We start from the raw sequence: 18691 nt of genomic DNA on the forward strand, positions 1-18691 counted from the left end.
GGTGACGGGGTGCGGTACCGGTCAGTACATTCGAAGTAAACCCTCGTTCACTCCTCAGCTTTGTGCAGCTGGAAGGGGATTCCACCTCATGTCAGCATCGAACGGCACGACCTCCGTCATCGTCGCGGGTGCCCGTACCCCGATGGGGCGGCTGCTCGGCTCGCTCAAGTCATTCTCCGGGGCCGATCTGGGCGGCTTCGCGATCAAGGCCGCCCTCGACCGTGCGGGAATCGGTGGCGACCAGGTGCAGTACGTGATCATGGGCCAGGTGCTCCAGGCCGGGGCGGGCCAGATCCCGGCGCGGCAGGCCGCGGTCAAGGCGGGCATCCCGATGAGCGTCCCGGCGCTCACCGTCAACAAGGTGTGTCTGTCCGGCCTCGACGCCATCGCCCTCGCGGACCAGCTGATCCGTGCGGGTGAGTTCGACATCGTGGTCGCCGGCGGCCAGGAGTCCATGACCAACGCCCCCCACCTGCTGCCCAAGTCCCGGGAGGGCTTCAAGTACGGCGCCGTCGAGATGCTCGACGCCATGGCGTACGACGGCCTGACCGACTCCTTCGAGGGCGTCGCCATGGGCGAGTCCACGGAGAAGCACAACACGCGGCTCGGCATCAAGCGCCCCGAGCAGGACGAGATCGCCGCCCTGTCCCACCAGCGGGCCGCCGCCGCGCAGAAGAACGGCGTCTTCGAGGCCGAGATCACCCCGGTCGAGATCCCGCAGCGCAAGGGCGAGCCGGTCGTCTTCAGCAAGGACGAGGGCATCCGCGGCGACACCACGGCGGAGTCCCTGGGCAAGCTCCGCCCGGCCTTCGCCAAGGACGGCACGATCACGGCGGGCTCCGCTTCCCAGATCTCCGACGGCGCCGCGGCCGTGGTCGTCATGAGCAAGGCCAAGGCGCAGGAGCTGGGCCTGGCCTGGATCGCCGAGATCGGCGCGCACGGCAACGTGGCGGGTCCGGACAACTCCCTGCAGTCCCAGCCCTCCAACGCGATCCTGCACGCGCTGAAGAAGGAGGGCCTGGAGGTCTCCGACCTCGACCTCATCGAGATCAACGAGGCCTTCGCCGCGGTCGCGGTCCAGTCAATGAAGGACCTCGGGGTGTCAACGGAAAAGGTGAACGTCAACGGCGGCGCCATCGCCCTCGGCCACCCGATCGGCATGTCCGGTGCCCGTCTGGTCCTGCACCTCGCCCTGGAGCTGAAGCGCCGGGGCGGCGGGGTCGGCGCGGCGGCGCTGTGCGGCGGCGGGGGTCAGGGAGACGCGCTGATCGTGCGCGTGCCCAAGGCCTGAGCGCAGTCTCGGTGTAGATCTCTGTAGGTTCCTTTCGCGAACGGAGCTGTGATGCAGGACGTCTCCTCTCTGGTGGCCCAGGCCAGGGAAGGCCGGCCGCGGGCCGTGGCCCGGCTGATCTCCCTGGTGGAGGGGGCGTCACCGCAGCTCAGGGAGGTCATGGCGGCCCTGGCGCCGCTGACCGGGAACGCGTACGTGGTCGGCCTGACCGGCTCCCCGGGTGTCGGCAAGTCGACGTCCACCTCGGCGCTGGTGACCGCGTATCGCAAACAGGGCAAACGGGTGGGGGTCCTCGCGGTGGACCCCTCCTCGCCCTTCTCGGGCGGCGCCCTGCTCGGCGACCGGGTCCGTATGTCGGATCACGCCTCCGACCCGGGCGTGTACATCCGCTCCATGGCCACCCGGGGCCACCTGGGCGGCCTGGCCTGGGCGGCCCCGCAGGCGATCCGGGTGCTGGACGCGGCGGGCTGCGACGTGATCCTGGTGGAGACGGTGGGCGTGGGCCAGTCGGAGGTGGAGATCGCCTCCCAGGCGGACACCTCGGTGGTCCTTCTCGCGCCGGGCATGGGGGACGGCATCCAGGCGGCCAAGGCGGGCATCCTGGAGATCGGTGACGTGTACGTCGTCAACAAGGCCGACCGTGACGGTGCGGACGCGACGGCTCGTGAGCTGAACCACATGCTGGGGCTCGGCGAGTCCCGGGGCCCCGGCGACTGGCGCCCGCCCATCGTCAAGACGGTCGCCGCCCGGGCGGAGGGTGTCGACGAGGTCGTCGAGGCCCTGGAGAAGCACCGGGCCTGGATGGAGGAGCGCGGAGTCCTCGCCGAACGCCGCCGTGCCCGGGCCGCCCGCGAGGTCGAGACCATCGCCGTCACCGCCCTGCGCGAACGCATCGCCGACCTCCACGGCGACCGCCGCCTCAGCGCTCTCGCGGAGCGGATCGTCGCCGGCGAACTGGACCCGTACCGCGCGGCGGACGAACTGGTGACAGGCCTGACGGAGGGCTGACCGCGGACGGTGTCCCGGCCTGGCGGACGGCGTGACTTCAGGGACCCGGGACCGGCCGGCGGCGGCCCGAAAAGCGGGTGCCCCTCGGCACCCGGCGCTGCTAGCTTGACCGGCATGTTCCTCCTCTTGGCATAGAGCGCGCGCCGCACCCGCGCCCGGCAGGCCCGTCGGCCGTCGGTGGCGCGGGGCTTCGGTGTCCCCTCTTCCGCCTTCAGCCGAGGAACCGACTCATGTCCACGCTCACTTCGTCGCGCCCTTCTCCCGCCCCCCGGCCGTCCTACGCCGCCGTCCTGCGCGTCCCGCACGCCCGCCGCACCTTCGCCGCCGCACTGACGGCCCGCCTGTCGTACGGCACGGTCGGGCTGGCCGTGATGCTGGCGGTGACCCGGGCGACCGGCTCGTACGCCGTCTCCGGGACGGTGATGGCCGTGTTCGGCGCCGCCACCGTCTTCCTCATGCCGTTACGGGCGGCGCTGGTCGACCGGCACGGCCCGCGCCGGGCCCTGATCCCCATGGCGTCGCTGTACGGCGCCCTGCTGTGCGCCCTGGCGGTACTGACCTGGCGTCCGGGCACCCCGCCGGTGCTTCTCGGCGCGGCCGCCGCCCTCGCCGGTGCCTGCGCGCCCCCGCTCGGCCCCACCATGCGCACGGTGTGGGCCGGACTGCTGGACGACCCCCGGCTCGTGCAGCGGGCCTACAGCCTGGACGGGGTCGCGGAGGAAGTGCTGTTCGTCTCCGGACCGGCGCTGGTCGGCGTCGTGGTCCGCTTCGCCCCACCGGCGGCCGGGTTGGCCCTGAGCGCGCTGCTGATCGTGGTGGGCACCTACGCGTTCGTGGCCTCCCCGGCCATGCCCGGGCCGCGCGCCGCCGAGCCGAAGGGCAAGCCCGGACGCCGGTTCGACCGCAGGCTGCTCTCCCCGGTGGCCGTCGCCGCGGGCATGGGCCTCGCGCTCAGCGGCACGGAGCTGCTGGTGATGGCCCTCGCGACCGAGCGCTCGTACGACGCCGCTGTGGTCCCCTGGATCCTGGCCGCGCTCTCGGCGGGCAGCGCGGTGGGCGGACTGCTCAACGGGGCGGTCGACTGGCACGGACCGGCGCGGGTGCGCCTGGCGTCATTCGCCGCCGGCCTCGGCCTGGTGCTCGCCGTCACGGGTGTCGCGCCCGGGGTGTGGGCCCTGACGGCGGCCGTCGCGAGCGCGGGTCTGTTCATCGCCCCGGCCCTGACGACGGCGTACCTCCTCGCGGAGGAGACGGCGGCCCCGGGGGCCCGGACGCAGGCGGGAGCCTGGGTGAACACCGCGGTGAACGCGGGCAGCTCGGGTGGTTCGCTGCTGGCCGGGATGCTGATCGGCCGGGTGCCGGTCGGGGTGTGCTTCGTACTGTCGGGCGGGGTGGCGCTGGCGGCCGGCGTGGCCTGCCTCCTGGTCTCGGGCGCCGTGGAAAAGGGAGCGGCAGGCGACACCTGAACAGCCGCCTGCCGCTCCTGTACCCCGGCCGAGGTCAGGGGCGTCCCCGTTGGCCGCGCAGGTGGTCGGCGATGGGCTTCAGGGCCTTGTCCAGTTCCGTCAGGGCCTCCGGCGACAGCAGGTCGATGAAGTGCTTCCTGACGGACGCCACATGATGTGGGGCGACCTTCTTCATCGTCTCCATGCCGTGCTCGGTCAGGACGGCATAGAGCCCGCGGCGGTCCGACTCGCAGTTCTCGCGGCGGACCAGGTTCGCGTTCTCCATACGGGTGATCTGGTGCGAGAGCCGGCTCTTGGACTGCAGGGTCGCCGACGCGAGGTCGCTCATCCGCATCCGTACGTCGTCGGACTCGGACAGATTCACCAGGATCTCGTAGTCGTTCATCGTCAGTCCGAACGGCTGCAGATCTTTTTCGAGCTGGTACGTCAACAGCCTGTTGACCTCCAGGTGGGTGCGCCAAGCGCACTGCTCCGCATCGGTCAGCCAGCGCGTGGCCGTCTCGGTCTCCATGAATGAAGTCTACCTAAAATGTTGAAAAGCGAACTAGTGAGGGTGGTGTGACTGTGCGCACGCGTTCGACGTCACACTCCGCAGACTACCGCTCACAGCCCGAAGCGACGCTGGAGGTCCCCCAGCTGTCCGGGAAGGCGCGGTGCCGCGGACGGTTGCGCTCCGTGTCCACCCGGTGCCCCCGCGCCACCGCCGGGCACTCCCGGCTGCTGCGGAACCGCCCCCGTCGCCTGCTCCGCCATCAGCGTCTCGGTGGACTGCAGCAGCACCGTCCCGGCCCCCACGAACTCGAACTGATGCTCCTCCCCGGAGGCCCCTCCGAGCCCTGTCATCGCACGTAGACCGCCCATTACGCCCGTGAGGTACCCATGGTCGTAGTGGTGGCACGGCGACGGGCAGTCGGCCCAGCCGACGAGCGCCTGCGGGTCCACCCGGATGGGGGGCTCCATGAACACCACCGGACCGTTAGATGCGGCCACGAACTTTCCGGTTCCGATCAGTGTCAGAAAACCCGGCACGATCGACTGCTTGAGGGCAAGACTTGGCTGAAAAGCAAGCAAGTTGCCCGAGCGAATGGTCAGGTTGCCGTCGTCCAGGTCGTAGGAATTGACGTCGAACGCCCGGTCGGCGAGCAGCATCTTGCCCGACCCCGACGCCACCACCCAGTCGCTCGCGTGCAGAGGCGAATGAAACGACGTACGGACAAGTCGGTCGAGTCGCCCGTGCCCGATCCCGTTGAACTCGATCGCCCCGTAGTAGGCGATCATCTTCCCCTTCTGCAGGAACCACTCCGCGCTCTTGAGTTCCACGCAGAAGGTGTACTTGTTGACGTTGTCGTCGACGGGCAGCGTCATGGGGTCGTACACCACGGGCCCGCCGGGGGTTCCGTACCCGCTCACAGCTTCTCCTCCGAGGCCTGGACGAACACCGTGCCATTGCCGCTGAGCTCCAGCTGGAACGCCTCGCCGGAGCCCCGCCCCACCATGTCCCTCCAGCCCAGAGCGGTGGACAGCTTGTTGCGTACGTCGCCGTGATGGGCGACGTACGCCTGCGGGTCGACGTGGACGGGCCGCTGCGGTGTGATCGGGACCTCGAAGACCCCGCCGTGCGCCATCACCGCCACCGCCCCGCGCCCCTGGAGGGTCGTGGTGAACAGGCCCTGCCCGGTGACCTGCCCCCGGACCATGCCCATGACCCCGCCCTGCGAGCCCATGAACATCGTCCCCTGCTGCAGGGTGCCCTCGAAGGCCAGCAGCCGGTCCGCCTCCACGTAGAGGGTGTCGCCGGAGAGGTTGATGACGTGGACGTGGTGGCCGCCGTGCCCGAAGAAGACGGTGCCGCTGCCCTCGACGGTCATGAGCGGCGTGGCCTCGCCGGCGACGCGCCTCCCGATCATCGACATGATCCCGCCCTGCCCGCCCTGGAGGCTGGGTGTGAAGGAGACGTCGCCCTTGTAGGCGAGCATCGCGCCGCGCTGGCTGAACAGCCGCTGCCCGGGCACGACGGTGGCCTCGACCATCTTGGAGTTGATCTCGCGGAGCGCCATCTCACACGTCCCCCGCGATCGTGTTCCGCTCGCTCGGCTGTACGTACACCAGCCCGTCCCCCTCGAACCTGATCTGGAAGGCCTCCCCGCCGCCCTCTCCCATGAAGGTGCGGAAGGTCACACCGGACTGGAAGGACTGCCGGACGTTGCCCTGATGGGCGATATAGGCGCCCGGGTCGACGATCAGCGGGTACTGGGGGCTGACGCGGAGCACGACCGCCGGACCGTCGGACATGATCGCCGCCTGTCCGTGCCCCTCGACGGTCGTCGTGAACAGCCCGTTGCCCTGCGAGGCGCCGCGCAGCCCCGTGAAGGTCGTCCCGGTCCGCAGCCCGGCGTCGGTCGCGAGCAGATTGCTCGACTCCACGTACAGCGTGTCCCCCTGGAGGGCGACGAGGTTGATCTCCGAGGCCCGGTCGGCGAACCAGCACGTCCCGTGGCCCTTCACCTCCATCACGGTCATCTGCTCGCCGGTGAGCCGCCGGGTCACCATCCCCCGCAGACCCTCACCGCCCCCGCTCAGCTTCTTGAAGGCCATCTGCCCGTCGTACGCGACCATGGAGCCGTTCTTCGCCTTGACGGCATCGCCGGTCATGTCGACGGCGAGCACCTTGCTTCCTTGAAGTCGGAACATCGCCACGTGGTGAAGGTAGCGGGAGGCCGGTGCCGCCGACAGTGCCTGTTCCGCCCCGGCGCCCGTTCCCCTCCCCGCGTTTGCCACAATGGGCGGAAGTTTGTGCACGCGTTCACAAGTCCGCGTTGCGCACGCCGTCGACCTCTCTCCCACCGAAGGTGACCCGTGGACATCAAGACCGCCACCGCCCTCCGCCGCCTCCGCCTGGTCTCCGCCCCGGAGGCCGTGTCCTTCATCGTCCTTCTCGTCTGCTCGGTCCTGAAGCGGACCACGGACTTCAACGCGGTGCCCGTGATGGGCGCGGTCCACGGTGTGCTGTTCATCCTGTACGTGATCTTCTGGGCCGACGCCTGGAACCGCGCCAAGTGGGACAAGAAGACCGCGGCCCTCTACTTCGTCCTCTCGGTCCTGCCCACCGGTGGCTTCTTCGCCGAGCGCAAGCTCAGGCGCGAGGCCGAGGACGCGGTCATCGCCGTCCGCGCCCGCAAGGAGAAGGAAGGAGCCGTGAACGCATGATCGTCGCCTTCTCCGTGACGCCCCTCGGTGTCGGCGAGGACGTGGGGGAGTACGTCGCCGAGGCCGTCCGCGTGGTCCGCGAGTCGGGGCTGCCCCACCGCACCGACGCCATGTTCACCTCCATCGAGGGCGAGTGGGACGAGGTCATGGCCGTCGTCAGGCGTGCCGTCGCCGTCGTCGAGGAACGCGCCCCGCGTGTGTCGCTGGTGCTGAAGGCCGACATCCGTCCCGGTGTGACCGACGGCCTCACCTCCAAGGTGGAGACGGTCGAGCGGCACCTGGCCGGTTAGCAACCGCGTTCCCCGCCCACCTCTTTGAGCGACTGCTCAAAGAGGTGTAGTTTCCGTCGGGCAGGTGGTTGAGCGATCGCTCAAACGGCGGTCCGGCCGGCTGACAGGGGGACACATCGATGGCGAGCCAAGCGCTCCGAGCGCCCCGAGCGCTCCATATAGAGACACGTATACGGGCCGATCTCCACGAGCTCCGGGAACCCACCCAGGAACCGTCCCAGCGGCGGCGCTGGGCGTCCCGCCTCGCCCTCATCGGCCACTCGCGCTGTGTCCCCGACGCCGACGGCGTCCGCATCCTCGTCGGCTACGACCACCGGCTCCTGCCGCACCCCCTGAGGGGCTGGGCGACGGCCTGGTCCCTGGACCGGCTGAGGCTGTGGATCGAGCGCGGCATCACCCCGGAGCGAGCCCGCTGGAACTGGCTGGCCGAGCTCGCGGTCCGTGCGCTGGTGCTCACCGTCTGCGGCACCGGTCTGAGCCTCGGCCCCGCCGTCCCCCTCTTCGGCCCGCTGGGCGCCGCCGTGGCCTTCCTGTGCCCGCTGCTCCTCGTCGTCGGTGTCTTCCTCGCCCTCTTCAAGGCGCCCCTGTCCTGCACCCCGGCCGCCCGCCGCTGCCGGCGCACCCCACCGCTGTCGGTGAACAACGCGTGCGTCCTGCGCACCCTGGGGAACCGGTCGTGAGCCCGGCGCCGGCGAAGTCCCCGGGCAAGGCCCCGGGCAGGGCGGCCCAGGAAAAATCCCAGGAGACCAGGGCCAAGCTCCTGGAAGGCGCCCTGCGCGTTCTCACCGAGCAGGGGATCGCCAAGACGTCCGCCCGTACGGTCGCGGCGGCGGCCGGGGTCAATCAGGCGCTGGTCTTCTACCACTTCGGCTCGGTGGACGAACTCCTCGCGGCGGCCTGCCGGTACGGCGCGGAAGGCGCGGTGGCGCGGCACCACACCCGGCTCGCGTCCGTATCCTCCCTCTCCGAGCTGCTGGCCGTGGGCCGGGAGATCCACGAAGAGGAGCGGGCCGGCGGCCACGTAGCCCTGCTCGGCCAGCTGCTGGCCGGCGCGCAGACGCACGAGGCCCTGGGCCCGGCCACGGCGGCGGGCCTCGACCTGTGGATCGCGGAGATAGAGCGGGTACTCAGGCGGGTGCTCGCGGCGACCCCGTTCGGCGAGTTCACCGACCCCGCGAACCTGGCCCGCGCGGTCGCCGCGTCCTTCGTCGGCATCGAGCTGTACGAGGGCGTGGACGAGGCCGGCGCCCACGCGGCCCTCGACGCCCTGGAGCAACTCGGCGCGCTCGTGGCCGCCCTGGAGGACCTCGGCCCCGTCGCCCAGCGGGCGGTCCGCCACCATCTGCGCCGCCGGAAAGCCCCGGTGACCGAAAGCCGAGACGGAGCTGACCGGAATGTGACCGGCGGGTAGGGTCTGGTGACGTGCCGAAGCCTCTCAGTCTTCCCTTCGACCCCATCGCCCGCGCCGACGAGCTCTGGAAGCAGCGGTGGGGAAACGTGCCGTCGATGGCGGCGATCACCTCGATCATGCGGGCGCACCAGATCCTGCTGGCCGAGGTCGACGCGGTGGTCAAGCCGTACGGACTGACTTTCGCGCGGTACGAGGCGCTGGTGCTGCTCACCTTCTCCAAGGCCGGGGAACTGGCGATGTCCAAGATCGGTGAGCGGCTCATGGTGCATCCCACCTCCGTGACGAACACCGTCGACCGGCTGGTGAAGTCCGGACTGGTGGCCAAGCGGCCCAATCCGAACGACGGGCGCGGCACGCTCGCCAGCATCACCGGCAAGGGCCGCGAGGTGGTCGACGCGGCCACCCGGGACCTGATGGCGATGGACTTCGGCCTCGGGGTGTACGACGCCGAGGAGTGCGGGGAGCTCTTCGCGATGCTGCGCCCGCTGAGGATCGCGGCGCACGACTTCGACGAGGACTGAGCCCTCCCCCGGGCGACCCGGGGCAAGATCTCCCGGAACGGGCGGTTACGCTCGACGGCATGAAAAAGAGCGTGCTGACCCGCTACCGCGTCATGGCCTACACCACCGGTGTGCTGCTGGTGCTGCTGTGCCTGAGCATGATCGCGAAGTACGGGCTTCACATCGACGGCGCCGCCGACTTCACCCGGGTCGTGGCCATCGCCCACGGCTGGCTGTACGTCGTCTACCTGGTCTTCGCCTTCGACCTGGGCTCCAAGGCCAAGTGGCCGGTCGGCAAGCAGCTGTGGGTGCTGCTCGCGGGGACGATCCCGACCGCCGCGTTCTTCGTCGAGCGGAAGATCAGCCACGAGCTGGAGTCCGGGGCCGCGGACCAGGCTCCGGCCGTCGCCAAGGCGTAAGGTCCACCGGGCGGATCCTGGGTTTCCACCGCCGCGCGAGCGCCGCGCGGCGGTCGCCCGTCGACATTTACTAGGACGTCCTAGTAAATTTGAAGGCATGGACGCTGACGCCATCGAGGAAGGCCGCCGTCGCTGGCAGGCTCGCTACGACGCCGCGCGCAAGCGCGACGCAGACTTCACCACGCTCTCCGGTGATCCGGTGGAGCCGGTGTACGGACCCCGGCCGGGGGACGCGTACGACGGCTTCGAGCGGATCGGGTGGCCCGGGGAGTACCCCTTCACGCGCGGCCTGTATCCGACCGGCTATCGCGGGCGTACATGGACCATCCGGCAGTTCGCCGGGTTCGGCAACGCCGAGCAGACCAACGAGCGCTACAAGATGATCCTGGCCGCCGGCGGTGGCGGACTGTCCGTGGCCTTCGACATGCCGACGCTGATGGGCCGCGACTCCGACGACCCGCGCTCGCTGGGCGAGGTCGGGCACTGCGGGGTGGCCATCGACTCGGCGGCGGACATGGAGGTCCTGTTCAAGGACATCCCGCTGGGCGACGTGACGACGTCGATGACCATCAGCGGGCCGGCCGTGCCGGTCTTCTGCATGTACCTGGTCGCGGCCGAGCGCCAGGGTGTGGACCTGTCGGTCCTCAACGGCACGCTCCAGACCGACATCTTCAAGGAGTACATCGCCCAGAAGGAGTGGCTCTTCCAGCCCGAGCCCCATCTGCGGCTGATCGGCGACCTGATGGAGTACTGCGCGGCCGGCATCCCCGCGTACAAGCCGCTGTCCGTCTCCGGCTACCACATCCGGGAGGCCGGTTCGACGGCCGCGCAGGAGCTGGCGTACACGCTCGCGGACGGGTTCGGGTACGTCGAACTGGGGCTGTCCCGCGGCCTGGACGTCGACGTGTTCGCCCCTGGTCTCTCCTTCTTCTTCGACGCACACCTCGACTTCTTCGAGGAGATCGCCAAGTTCCGGGCCGCGCGGCGGATCTGGGCGCGGTGGATGCGGGACGTGTACGGGGCGAAGAGCGAGAAGGCGCAGTGGCTGCGGTTCCACACGCAGACCGCCGGGGTGTCGCTGACGGCCCAGCAGCCGTACAACAACGTGGTGCGTACGGCCGTGGAGGCGCTGGCGGCGGTGCTCGGCGGGACCAACTCGCTGCACACCAACGCCCTGGACGAGACCCTCGCCCTGCCCTCCGAGCAGGCCGCGGAGATCGCGCTGCGGACGCAGCAGGTGCTGATGGAGGAGACCGGGGTCGGCAACGTGGCCGACCCGCTGGGCGGTTCCTGGTACGTCGAGCAGCTGACGGACCGGATCGAGGCGGACGCGGAGAAGATCTTCGAGCAGATCAGGGAGCGGGGTCTGCGGGCCCACCCCGACGGGCGGCACCCGATCGGGCCGATCACCTCCGGCATTCTGCGGGGGATCGAGGACGGGTGGTTCACCGGGGAGATCGCCGAGTCCGCCTTCCGCTACCAGCAGGCGCTGGAGAAGGGCGACAAGAGGGTGGTGGGCGTCAACGTCCACCACGGTTCGGTCACCGGGGACCTGGAGATCCTGCGGGTCAGCCACGAGGTGGAGCGGGAGCAGGTCCGCGAGCTCGGGGCGCGCAGGACGGCGCGGGACGAGGCACGCGTGCGTGCCGCGCTGGACGGCATGCTGACCGCCGCGCGCTCCGGAGCCAACATGATCGAGCCCATGCTGGACGCGGTACGGGCGGAGGCGACGCTGGGCGAGATCTGCGGGGTGCTGCGGGACGAGTGGGGGGTCTACACGGAGCCGGCGGGCTTCTGACCCACCCCTTTTCCTCGCCCCCGCCGCCCCTACCCGTCCCACCCCCAGAGGCTCCCGCCCCTTCAACCCCGCCCCGGGGGCTGCGCCCCCCGGCCCCGCCCTCGGGGGCTGCGCCCCCCGGCCCCGGGCCCGGCCTCGGGGGTTGCGGCAGGCGACCGACCCTTCTGTCGCTGCTCTCGGGGCCACCTCCGCGCCCCCACTCCGGGGTTGCACCCGAGGCCGGTGCTGCGGAGCTACGTCGTGGGGGAGGTCAGGCCCTGGAGTAGGAGGCGGGTGAAGCTTCGTACCCAGTCCTCGTCCGCCGGCTTGCCGCTCACCAGGGTGCGGTGGACCACCGCGCCGGCGACGACGTCGAAGATGAGGTCGGCCGTGCGGGCGGCCTCGGTGGGGTCGGGTTCCGGGGGGAGTTCGCCGCGGGCCTGGGCGCGGGCGCGGCCCTCCAGGACGAGGCGCTTCTGGCGGTCCACGATTGAGGCGCGGATGCGCTCCCGCAGGGCGTCGTCGCGGGTCGATTCCGCGACCGCCGCCATCAGGCCGCTCTTGGCCTCCGGGCGGGCCAGGATGGCCGCGAACTGGAGGACCACACCCTCGATGTCGGCGGCGAGCGTGCCGCGGTCGGGGAGTTCCAGCTCGTCGAAGAGTTCGGCCACCGCGTCGACGACGAGTTCGTTCTTGCCCGCCCAACGGCGATAGAGAGTCGTTTTCGCAACCCCCGCCCGCATCGCCACGTCTCCCAAGGTGAGCCTGGACCAGCCCAGTTCGACCAGGGCCTCCCGGGTCGCGGCCAGGATCGCGGTGTCCGCGGCGGCGCTGCGCGGGCGGCCGGGGCGGCCGGCGGGGGTGTGGCTCTGCATGACCCGACCATAACCGGCGGTTCCTGTGAGGCCGTGAGGGAGATCACCGGGGCGGGGTGTCGCCCGCACCCGCGATGGCATTACGCTACGACTCGTAGCGAAAGCTCGCGAGGACCGACGCGGGCGACGACCACGAGGCGTGGGTGGGGACCCGGCGCCGCAGCCCAGCACAACGCTTTTTCACGCACGCGCGGGAACGGGGGAGGATAGACGCATGCAGCCACGGAACATGTCCATGAGCGGCGTCGTCGACCTCGCCGCGGTGAAGGCGGCCCAGGAGGCCAAGGCCAAGGCGGAGCAGGCGCGCGCCGAGGCCGCCCGGCAGGGCGGCGGCACCGGTGCCCTCTCGCCGACCGATCTCGTCATCGATGTCGACGAGGCCACCTTCGAACGCGACGTCCTCCAGCGATCCGCCGAGGTCCCGGTCGTCATCGACTTCTGGGCCGAGTGGTGTCAGCCCTGCAAGCAGTTGAGCCCCGTCCTCGAGCGGCTGGCCGTCGAGTACAACGGTCGCGTCCTGCTCGCCAAGATCGACGTCGACGCCAACCAGATGCTGATGCAGCAGTTCGGGGTGCAGGGCATCCCGGCCGTCTTCGCGGTCGTCGCGGGACAGGCGCTGCCGCTCTTCCAGGGCGCCGCCGGCGAGGCGCAGATCAGGGAGACCCTCGACCAGCTGGTGCAGGTCGCCGAGCAGCGCTTCGGCCTGACCGGCCTGACCGTCGACCCGGACGCCGAGCCCGGCGGAGGTGAGCCGGCGGAGGCCGGGATCCCGGCGGGGCCGTACGACGCGCTGCTGGAGGCCGCCGTACAGGCCCTGGACGCCGGGGATCTGGGCGGGGCCGTCCAGGCGTACAAGAACGTGCTCAACGACGACCCGGGTAACACCGAGGCCAAGCTGGGCCTGGCGCAGGCCGAGTTGCTCGAGCGGGTGCAGGGCGCGGACCCGCAGCAGGTGCGCCGGGAGGCGGCCGACAAGCCGGGCGACGTGGCGGCGCAGATCGCGGCCGCCGACCTCGACCTGGTGGGCGGACACGTCGAGGACGCGTTCGGGCGGCTGATCGAGACCGTGCAGCGCACGGTGGGTGACGACCGGGACGCCGTCCGGCGCCGCCTGCTCGAGCTCTTCGAGGTGGTCGGCTCGGAGGACCCGCGGGTCGTGGGGGCGCGCCGGGCGCTGGCTCGCGCCCTGTTCTGAGCGGCTGTTGACCAGTCGCTAAACCTTCCGGGCTTGTGATGCCGGAGTGAAAGATTCGCCGATGCGGCGTCAGGGCGGCCGCGCTTTACCAAAACTTGGTAATCGCGGCCGCTGTTACTCGGAGTAAAACCCGAGCGTGGATCTGTCTGGTTCCGTCCAGGGGTCAATAGTTTTGTTCTGCCCTTGGATGCCACCGAGCGTCGCACTCCGAGACCGGCGGGTCGTTCTCCGGTTATCTGGCCGTTACTAGTCAGTAACGAAGCCCCTTGTGCGGGCGGCGAGAATGGACCACGATCGGCGACGCTCGGTCCATTCCCGTACCCCCGACAGCCGGTCGGGTCAACGGGGCGATGTGGGTCCCCACCGAGCAGAGTCGGCGGCAGTGGCGCCGGCTCTGGGACAGGGGGGTCTTCGCCGCTCGGCGAAGCCTGTCCAGCAAGGTTGTGCGTGATGCGTGTCAGGCGCGACCAGTGGTTGTCGCTCGGGGGTGATCGCCGGTGATTCGGTCGCGGTTCGCGCCACCGAGATCGGGCGCTCCCCTTCCCGAGGACGTAGCACTTCTCCCATCCCTGCCCGGCTGAGCCGCCGAAGCGGTGGCGAGCGAGGGCCAGGAGATGTACGTCCGAGAAGGAGGAAATATGGAGTCCCAGGTGCGTGGCGGGACCAGATGGAAGCGGTTCGCTGTGGTCATGGTGCCCAGCGTCGCCGCTACGGCCGCGATAGGTGTCGCCCTTGCGCAGGGCGCTCTCGCCGCGTCGTTCAGCGTTTCCGGCCAGTCGTTCAAGGTGACGGCCGACAAGCTCGAGGGCCAGGGGTTCTCGCAGTACGGCGCGCTGGACAACGGCTACACCCTCACCGGTGACAAGACGGCTCATCCCGTCGCCGTCTCCGCGTTCCAGTCGGCCAAGATCACCAACATGTGCCAGTCCGTGGTCACCCCGGGTATCCCGGTCCTCGGATCGGTCACCCTGACCCTGAAGGCGGGCGCGGACAAGCCGGTCGAGGCCGAGCGCCTGTACATCGACGTCGCCGACCTGAACGCCGACGCGACGTTCCACGGTCTCGACATCGGTGTGGCCGCCAAGGACGCCTCCAAGGGTCCGGGCATGAAGGGCGGTGGCGAGCAGGCCAACCCCTTCGGCTTCGCCCAGCAGGCCGACTCGGCCGAGCTGATCGACGTGAAGCAGACGGCGTGGGCGACCACCGCCGGAACCTTCAAGCTGAGCGGTCTGCACATGTCGCTGTCGACGGGTACGCACGAGTGCTACTAAGCACTCGATGACGGGCGGGGGAGCCGGTGGCGCCCCCGCCCGTCCCCGATCCGGCCGCGTTTTCACGCGCGGCACACATCACCACCACAGCAACGCCGCACCAGGGAGCTGTTTTCCATGAGCGCCGAGACTCCTGCCGCATCCGGACAGTTCACCCGCAGGAGGCAGCAGTTCCGCGCCTGGCGGGGCACGAGGCCGTTCTGGGCGGGGCTGTTCGTCCTGTTCGGCGGACTCCCCATCGCTTACTTCCCGTACGCGCACCTTCAGCTGGGCCATCTCACGCTGGCGATGTCCACCACGGCGGGTGCCGGATCCCTGATCATCGGCGTGCTGCTGGTCGTACTGGGCATCAGCCTCTGGTTCCAGAAGCACGTACGGGTCTTCGCGGGTGTCGCGGCGATCCTGCTGGGGCTGGTGTCCCTCCCCGTCTCCAACATCGGCGGCTTCCTCGTCGGCTTCCTGTTCGCGCTGATCGGCGGGGCCATGGCGATCGCGTGGGCGCCGGGCGTACCGCCCGCGCCGCAGCCCGCCGAGGAGAGTGCCGCGGGGCCGCACGACGCCCCCGAGACCGCGCCGCCCACCGTGGACGCGTACGGGATGAGCAATGGCATTCCCCCTCAGACGCCCAAGACGCTGGGGGAGAACGACCTGTCAGGAACGAGCCCGGCGAACGGGGCGAACGGGAGGCACAGTGCCGGCTGACGAGGTGACCCACGGGACTGAGGTGGACGAGTCCCGTGTGAGAACCGGGCCGCGCCACGCGGCACCCAAGAAGCCGCTGTTCACCAGGTTCCACATGCCGGCCGGCAAGGCGATAGCCAGCGTGGCGATGCCGACCGCGGTCATCATGGGCATGGGATTCACGTCCAGCCTCGCCCTCGCCGACAACGGCTCCTCGCCGTCCCCGTCGGCGTCGTCGAAGAGCCTGTCGGCCGACGAGTACAAGGACTGCGTCAAGGCCCTGGACGACTCCTCGGACTCCAAGGACTCCTCCGCGTCGCCGTCCGCCTCGGCGAGCGAGAGCGGGTCCCCGGACAAGAGCGAGAGCACGCCGAGCCCCTCGTCGTCCGCCGGCACCAAGGACACGTCAGGCAAGACGTCTTCGTCGGATTCGTCGGATTCAGGTTCCGGCGACAAGGCGACGCCGAAGCCCACGGCGACCGCCTCCTCCGGGTCCTCGGACTCCAAGGACACGTCGTCGTCCGGCGACACCGCCACTCCGACCCCGTCGGCGTCCGAGAGCAGCGGCAACCTGCTCGACACGATCGGCGACACGATCGGCGACGTCCTGTCGGGCGGTTCCAGCTCCAGCTCCTCCTCGAGCCCGAGCGCGAGTCCCACCCCGTCGGCGTCCTCGTCGTCCTCGTCCTCGTCGTCTTCGTCCGCCGGTGACAGCAAGGACTCCAGCTCCACCGACACCGTCAAGAAGACGGTCGACAAGACCACCAAGACGGTCGAGGACACGGTCAAGGACACCACCGACACGGCGACCAAGGCGGCGGACGACGCCACCAAGGCGGCCGGGGACGCGGCCGGCACGGCCACCGCCTCGCCCAGCCCGTCGGCGAGCTCCACCACCTCCGCCGACGACTGCCCGGCCGCCACGGACGACGAGAGCGGCGTCGACAACAAGGTGGCGGTGGCGGACGACCCCTGGTACCTGAACGCCAGCTCGCTGACGCTGAAGGGCGCCGACTACAAGGGCATCGTCGAGGTGAAGACGGCCAACGGGACGAAGAAGAAGGTCCTGAAGTACGTCATCTCCGGCGGCACCGACATCGGCGACCTGCACCAGACGGTGAACGACAAGCAGTCCGGCAAGACCTACCACGTGCAGGCGGCCAAGGGCTCGACGTCCACCATCACCGGCGGCGACACCGTGATGTACACCGAGAGCATCTCCGGCAACCTCTTCGGCCTGATCCCGATCACGTTCAGCCCGGACAACCCGCCGCCGCTGAACATCCCGCTCATCTACTTCACCAACGCCAAGGTGACCCAGGCGGGCCAGTTCGGTGGCAACCTGCACGTCCCCGGGATGCATCTGTACACGACCGACTGAGCAGCCGCACAGGCAGTTCATGCAGACGCTCGGCTGGGCTTTCCCAGCCGAGCGTTGTGCGTGGGCGGACGCTCCGGACTCCGGCCGGCGCGGGGGAGGTCGCCGACATCGATGAGTGAGTCGGGCATCGTCGTGGACGAACTGAAGGCGGCTCACGCCGATGGAAAGGATGCCGTGGAACTCGCGCTACTCGCCAATGACAAGCTGGGTTCAGCTTTCGGCGCCATTTCTTTCATCGCCTCCTTCCGTCTTGCTTTTGATATACCGCTGCCTGTTCTGCAGCGGGCGCAAGCATGGGAGAGGCCTCATCTCACCATGGCTCACCCATAGGTGAAGAACCGAGCCGAACGCGATGCGCCCCACGCGAAAAGAAGCCGAGGGCGCCCCCTGTGGAAAGGAGGCGCCCTCAGTGTCGTACAGGCCCGGTCAGTTGCCGCCGCCCAGGTGGTGCACCCGGAGCATGTTGGTGGTGCCGGGGACGCCGGGGGGCGAGCCGGCGGTGATGATGACGATCTCGCCCGGGTTGAAGCGGTTGGTCTTGGTGATCTCCTGGTCCACCAGGTCGACCATCTCGTCGGTGCTGTTCACGAACGGCACGACGTGCGACTCCACACCCCAGCTGAGCGCCAGCTGGTTGCGGGTGCCCTCGTCGGTGGTGAAGGCGATGATCGGCTGGGACGCGCGGTAGCGCGAGAGGCGGCGCGCGGTGTCGCCGGACTGGGTGAAGGCCACCAGACCCCGGCCGCCGAGGAAGTCGGCGATCTCGCAGGCCGCACGGGCCACCGAACCACCCTGCGTCTTGGGCTTCTTGCCCGGGACCAGCGGCTGCAGGCCCTTGGAGAGCAGCTCCTGCTCGGCCGCGGCGACGATCTTCGACATCGTCTTCACGGTCTCGATCGGGTACGAGCCCACGCTCGACTCGGCCGACAGCATGACCGCGTCGGCGCCGTCCAGGATCGCGTTGGCCACGTCGGAGGCCTCGGCGCGGGTCGGCCGGGAGTTGGTGATCATCGACTCCATCATCTGGGTCGCCACGATCACCGGCTTGGCGTTGCGCCGGCACAGCTCGATCAGGCGCTTCTGCACCATGGGGACCTTCTCGAGCGGATACTCGACGGCGAGGTCGCCACGGGCGACCATCACGCCGTCGAACGCCATCACGACGTCCTCCATGTTCTCGACCGCCTGCGGCTTCTCCACCTTGGCGATGACCGGGACGCGGCGGCCCTCCTCGTCCATCACCTTGTGGACGTCCTGGACGTCCTTGGCGTCCCGCACGAAGGACAGCGCGACCAGGTCGCAGCCCATGCGCAGCGCGAACCGCAGGTCCTCGATGTCCTTCTCACTCAGCGCGGGCACGTTCACGGCCGCGCCGGGCAGGTTGATGCCCTTGTGGTCGGAGACTACGCCGCCCTCGATGACGATCGTCCGCACCCGGGGGCCCTCGACGTCCAGGACCTTCAGCTCGACGTTGCCGTCGTTGATCAGGATCTGGTCGCCGCGGTCGACGTCACCCGGCAGGCCCTTGTAGGTGGTCCCGCAGATCTGCTTGTCGCCCGGGACGTCCTCGGTGGTGATGACGAACTCGTCACCGCGCTCGAGCTCGACCGGGCCCTCGGCGAAGGTCTCCAGACGGATCTTCGGGCCCTGGAGGTCGGCGAGGACACCGATGGCCCGGCCGGTCTCCTTGGACGCGGCCCGGACGCGGTCGTACCGCGCCTGGTGCTCGGCGTGCGAGCCGTGGCTGAAGTTGAACCGGGCCACGTTCATGCCGGCCTCGATCATGGAGACGAGCATCTCGTGGGAGTCGACCGCGGGGCCGAGAGTACAGACGATTTTCGAACGGCGCATGGGGGCGATCCTATCGGTTTGTTTCGCTACGGAATATTCCGTCTGGCGGAAAATACAAATGGGCGGCT

21 protein-coding genes are annotated in these 18691 nt (G+C 69.9%); 15 read left to right on the forward strand and 6 right to left on the reverse strand.

Features of this window, described 5'->3' with window-relative positions; translation table 11 throughout:
• Positions 1-88: 88 nt before the first annotated feature.
• The 3 genes from ACH45E_RS41505 (at position 89) to ACH45E_RS41515 (ending at position 3765) form a co-directional block, all read left to right on the forward strand.
• Positions 89-1291 carry an acetyl-CoA C-acetyltransferase gene (locus ACH45E_RS41505; protein ID WP_361454457.1) on the forward strand — a complete coding sequence of 401 codons (1203 nt, stop codon included), beginning with the start codon at positions 89-91 and terminating at the stop codon, positions 1289-1291.
• 51 nt (positions 1292-1342) lie between these two features.
• The gene (gene meaB / locus ACH45E_RS41510) at positions 1343-2299 is read left to right on the forward strand and encodes a methylmalonyl Co-A mutase-associated GTPase MeaB (RefSeq protein ID WP_361454454.1); all 957 of its coding nucleotides are present in this window, start codon (positions 1343-1345) and stop codon (positions 2297-2299) included.
• Positions 2300-2529: 230 nt separating this feature from the next.
• Positions 2530-3765 (forward strand): MFS transporter, encoded by a 1236-nt coding sequence (locus ACH45E_RS41515; protein WP_361454451.1) that lies wholly within the window; start codon positions 2530-2532, stop codon positions 3763-3765.
• Positions 3766-3799: 34 nt separating this feature from the next.
• On the opposite strand, the gene ACH45E_RS41520 is transcribed toward ACH45E_RS41515, so the two are convergent.
• From ACH45E_RS41520 to ACH45E_RS41535, 4 genes are all read right to left on the reverse strand, one after another.
• The gene (locus ACH45E_RS41520) at positions 3800-4276 is read right to left on the reverse strand and encodes a MarR family transcriptional regulator (RefSeq protein WP_361454448.1); all 477 of its coding nucleotides are present in this window, start codon (positions 4274-4276) and stop codon (positions 3800-3802) included.
• Positions 4277-4368: 92 nt separating this feature from the next.
• Complete coding sequence (locus ACH45E_RS41525; protein ID WP_361454445.1) at positions 4369-5175, reverse strand: AIM24 family protein; 807 nt, start codon at positions 5173-5175, stop codon at positions 4369-4371.
• A complete protein-coding gene (locus tag ACH45E_RS41530) occupies positions 5172-5822 on the reverse strand; it encodes an AIM24 family protein (protein WP_361454441.1) in 651 nt (216 codons plus the stop codon). Before ACH45E_RS41530 ends, ACH45E_RS41525 begins: the two co-directional genes overlap by 4 nt.
• Before the next feature lies 1 nt (position 5823).
• A complete protein-coding gene (locus ACH45E_RS41535; RefSeq protein ID WP_361454603.1) occupies positions 5824-6456 on the reverse strand; it encodes an AIM24 family protein in 633 nt (210 codons plus the stop codon).
• Between the two features lie 165 nt (positions 6457-6621).
• Between ACH45E_RS41535 and ACH45E_RS41540 the strand changes: the two genes are divergently transcribed.
• The 7 genes from ACH45E_RS41540 to ACH45E_RS41570 all read left to right on the forward strand — a co-directional run bounded on the left by ACH45E_RS41540 (position 6622) and on the right by ACH45E_RS41570 (position 11390).
• Positions 6622-6972: a DUF3817 domain-containing protein gene (locus ACH45E_RS41540; protein WP_361454438.1), complete on the forward strand. Its 351-nt coding sequence runs from the start codon at positions 6622-6624 to the stop codon at positions 6970-6972.
• Positions 6969-7262, forward strand: a complete 294-nt coding sequence (locus ACH45E_RS41545) for an MTH1187 family thiamine-binding protein (RefSeq protein ID WP_361454435.1) — start codon at positions 6969-6971, stop codon at positions 7260-7262. Before ACH45E_RS41540 ends, ACH45E_RS41545 begins: the two co-directional genes overlap by 4 nt.
• A 119-nt stretch (positions 7263-7381) precedes the next feature.
• Positions 7382-7942, forward strand: coding sequence for a hypothetical protein (locus ACH45E_RS41550; protein WP_361454432.1), 561 nt, complete (start codon positions 7382-7384; stop codon positions 7940-7942).
• A complete protein-coding gene (locus ACH45E_RS41555) occupies positions 7939-8673 on the forward strand; it encodes a TetR/AcrR family transcriptional regulator (protein ID WP_361454429.1) in 735 nt (244 codons plus the stop codon). The genes ACH45E_RS41550 and ACH45E_RS41555 overlap by 4 nt, the downstream gene beginning before the upstream one ends.
• 11 nt (positions 8674-8684) lie before the next feature.
• Positions 8685-9194: a MarR family transcriptional regulator gene (locus ACH45E_RS41560; protein ID WP_361454426.1), complete on the forward strand. Its 510-nt coding sequence runs from the start codon at positions 8685-8687 to the stop codon at positions 9192-9194.
• Positions 9195-9253: 59 nt separating this feature from the next.
• Positions 9254-9592, forward strand: a complete 339-nt coding sequence (locus ACH45E_RS41565) for a DUF3817 domain-containing protein (RefSeq protein ID WP_361454423.1) — start codon at positions 9254-9256, stop codon at positions 9590-9592.
• 97 nt (positions 9593-9689) lie between these two features.
• On the forward strand, positions 9690-11390 hold the full coding sequence (locus ACH45E_RS41570; protein ID WP_361454420.1) for a methylmalonyl-CoA mutase family protein: 1701 nt from the start codon (positions 9690-9692) through the stop codon (positions 11388-11390).
• A 233-nt stretch (positions 11391-11623) separates the two neighbouring features.
• On the opposite strand, the gene ACH45E_RS41575 is transcribed toward ACH45E_RS41570, so the two are convergent.
• Positions 11624-12244: a TetR/AcrR family transcriptional regulator gene (locus ACH45E_RS41575; protein WP_361454417.1), complete on the reverse strand. Its 621-nt coding sequence runs from the start codon at positions 12242-12244 to the stop codon at positions 11624-11626.
• A gap of 214 nt (positions 12245-12458) precedes the next feature.
• Between ACH45E_RS41575 and ACH45E_RS41580 the strand changes: the two genes are divergently transcribed.
• From ACH45E_RS41580 to ACH45E_RS41600, 5 genes are all read left to right on the forward strand, one after another.
• Positions 12459-13439, forward strand: a complete 981-nt coding sequence (locus tag ACH45E_RS41580; RefSeq protein WP_361454414.1) for a tetratricopeptide repeat protein — start codon at positions 12459-12461, stop codon at positions 13437-13439.
• 638 nt (positions 13440-14077) lie between these two features.
• Entirely contained in the window at positions 14078-14710 is a 633-nt protein-coding gene (locus ACH45E_RS41585) for a DUF6230 family protein (protein ID WP_361454411.1), read from the forward strand.
• A 117-nt stretch (positions 14711-14827) separates the two neighbouring features.
• On the forward strand, positions 14828-15412 hold the full coding sequence (locus tag ACH45E_RS41590) for a DUF6114 domain-containing protein (RefSeq protein WP_361454408.1): 585 nt from the start codon (positions 14828-14830) through the stop codon (positions 15410-15412).
• On the forward strand, positions 15402-16772 hold the full coding sequence (locus tag ACH45E_RS41595) for a hypothetical protein (protein WP_361454406.1): 1371 nt from the start codon (positions 15402-15404) through the stop codon (positions 16770-16772). Before ACH45E_RS41590 ends, ACH45E_RS41595 begins: the two co-directional genes overlap by 11 nt.
• Positions 16773-16883: 111 nt before the next feature.
• The gene (locus ACH45E_RS41600) at positions 16884-17102 is read left to right on the forward strand and encodes a hypothetical protein (protein WP_361454403.1); all 219 of its coding nucleotides are present in this window, start codon (positions 16884-16886) and stop codon (positions 17100-17102) included.
• A 96-nt stretch (positions 17103-17198) separates the two neighbouring features.
• On the opposite strand, the gene pyk is transcribed toward ACH45E_RS41600, so the two are convergent.
• On the reverse strand, positions 17199-18623 hold the full coding sequence (gene pyk / locus ACH45E_RS41605) for a pyruvate kinase (protein ID WP_361454400.1): 1425 nt from the start codon (positions 18621-18623) through the stop codon (positions 17199-17201).
• Positions 18624-18691 lie beyond the last annotated feature (68 nt).

Origin of the sequence: Streptomyces sp. NPDC020299, assembly GCF_044387825.1 — a bacterium.
GTDB lineage: Bacteria > Actinomycetota > Actinomycetes > Streptomycetales > Streptomycetaceae > Streptomyces.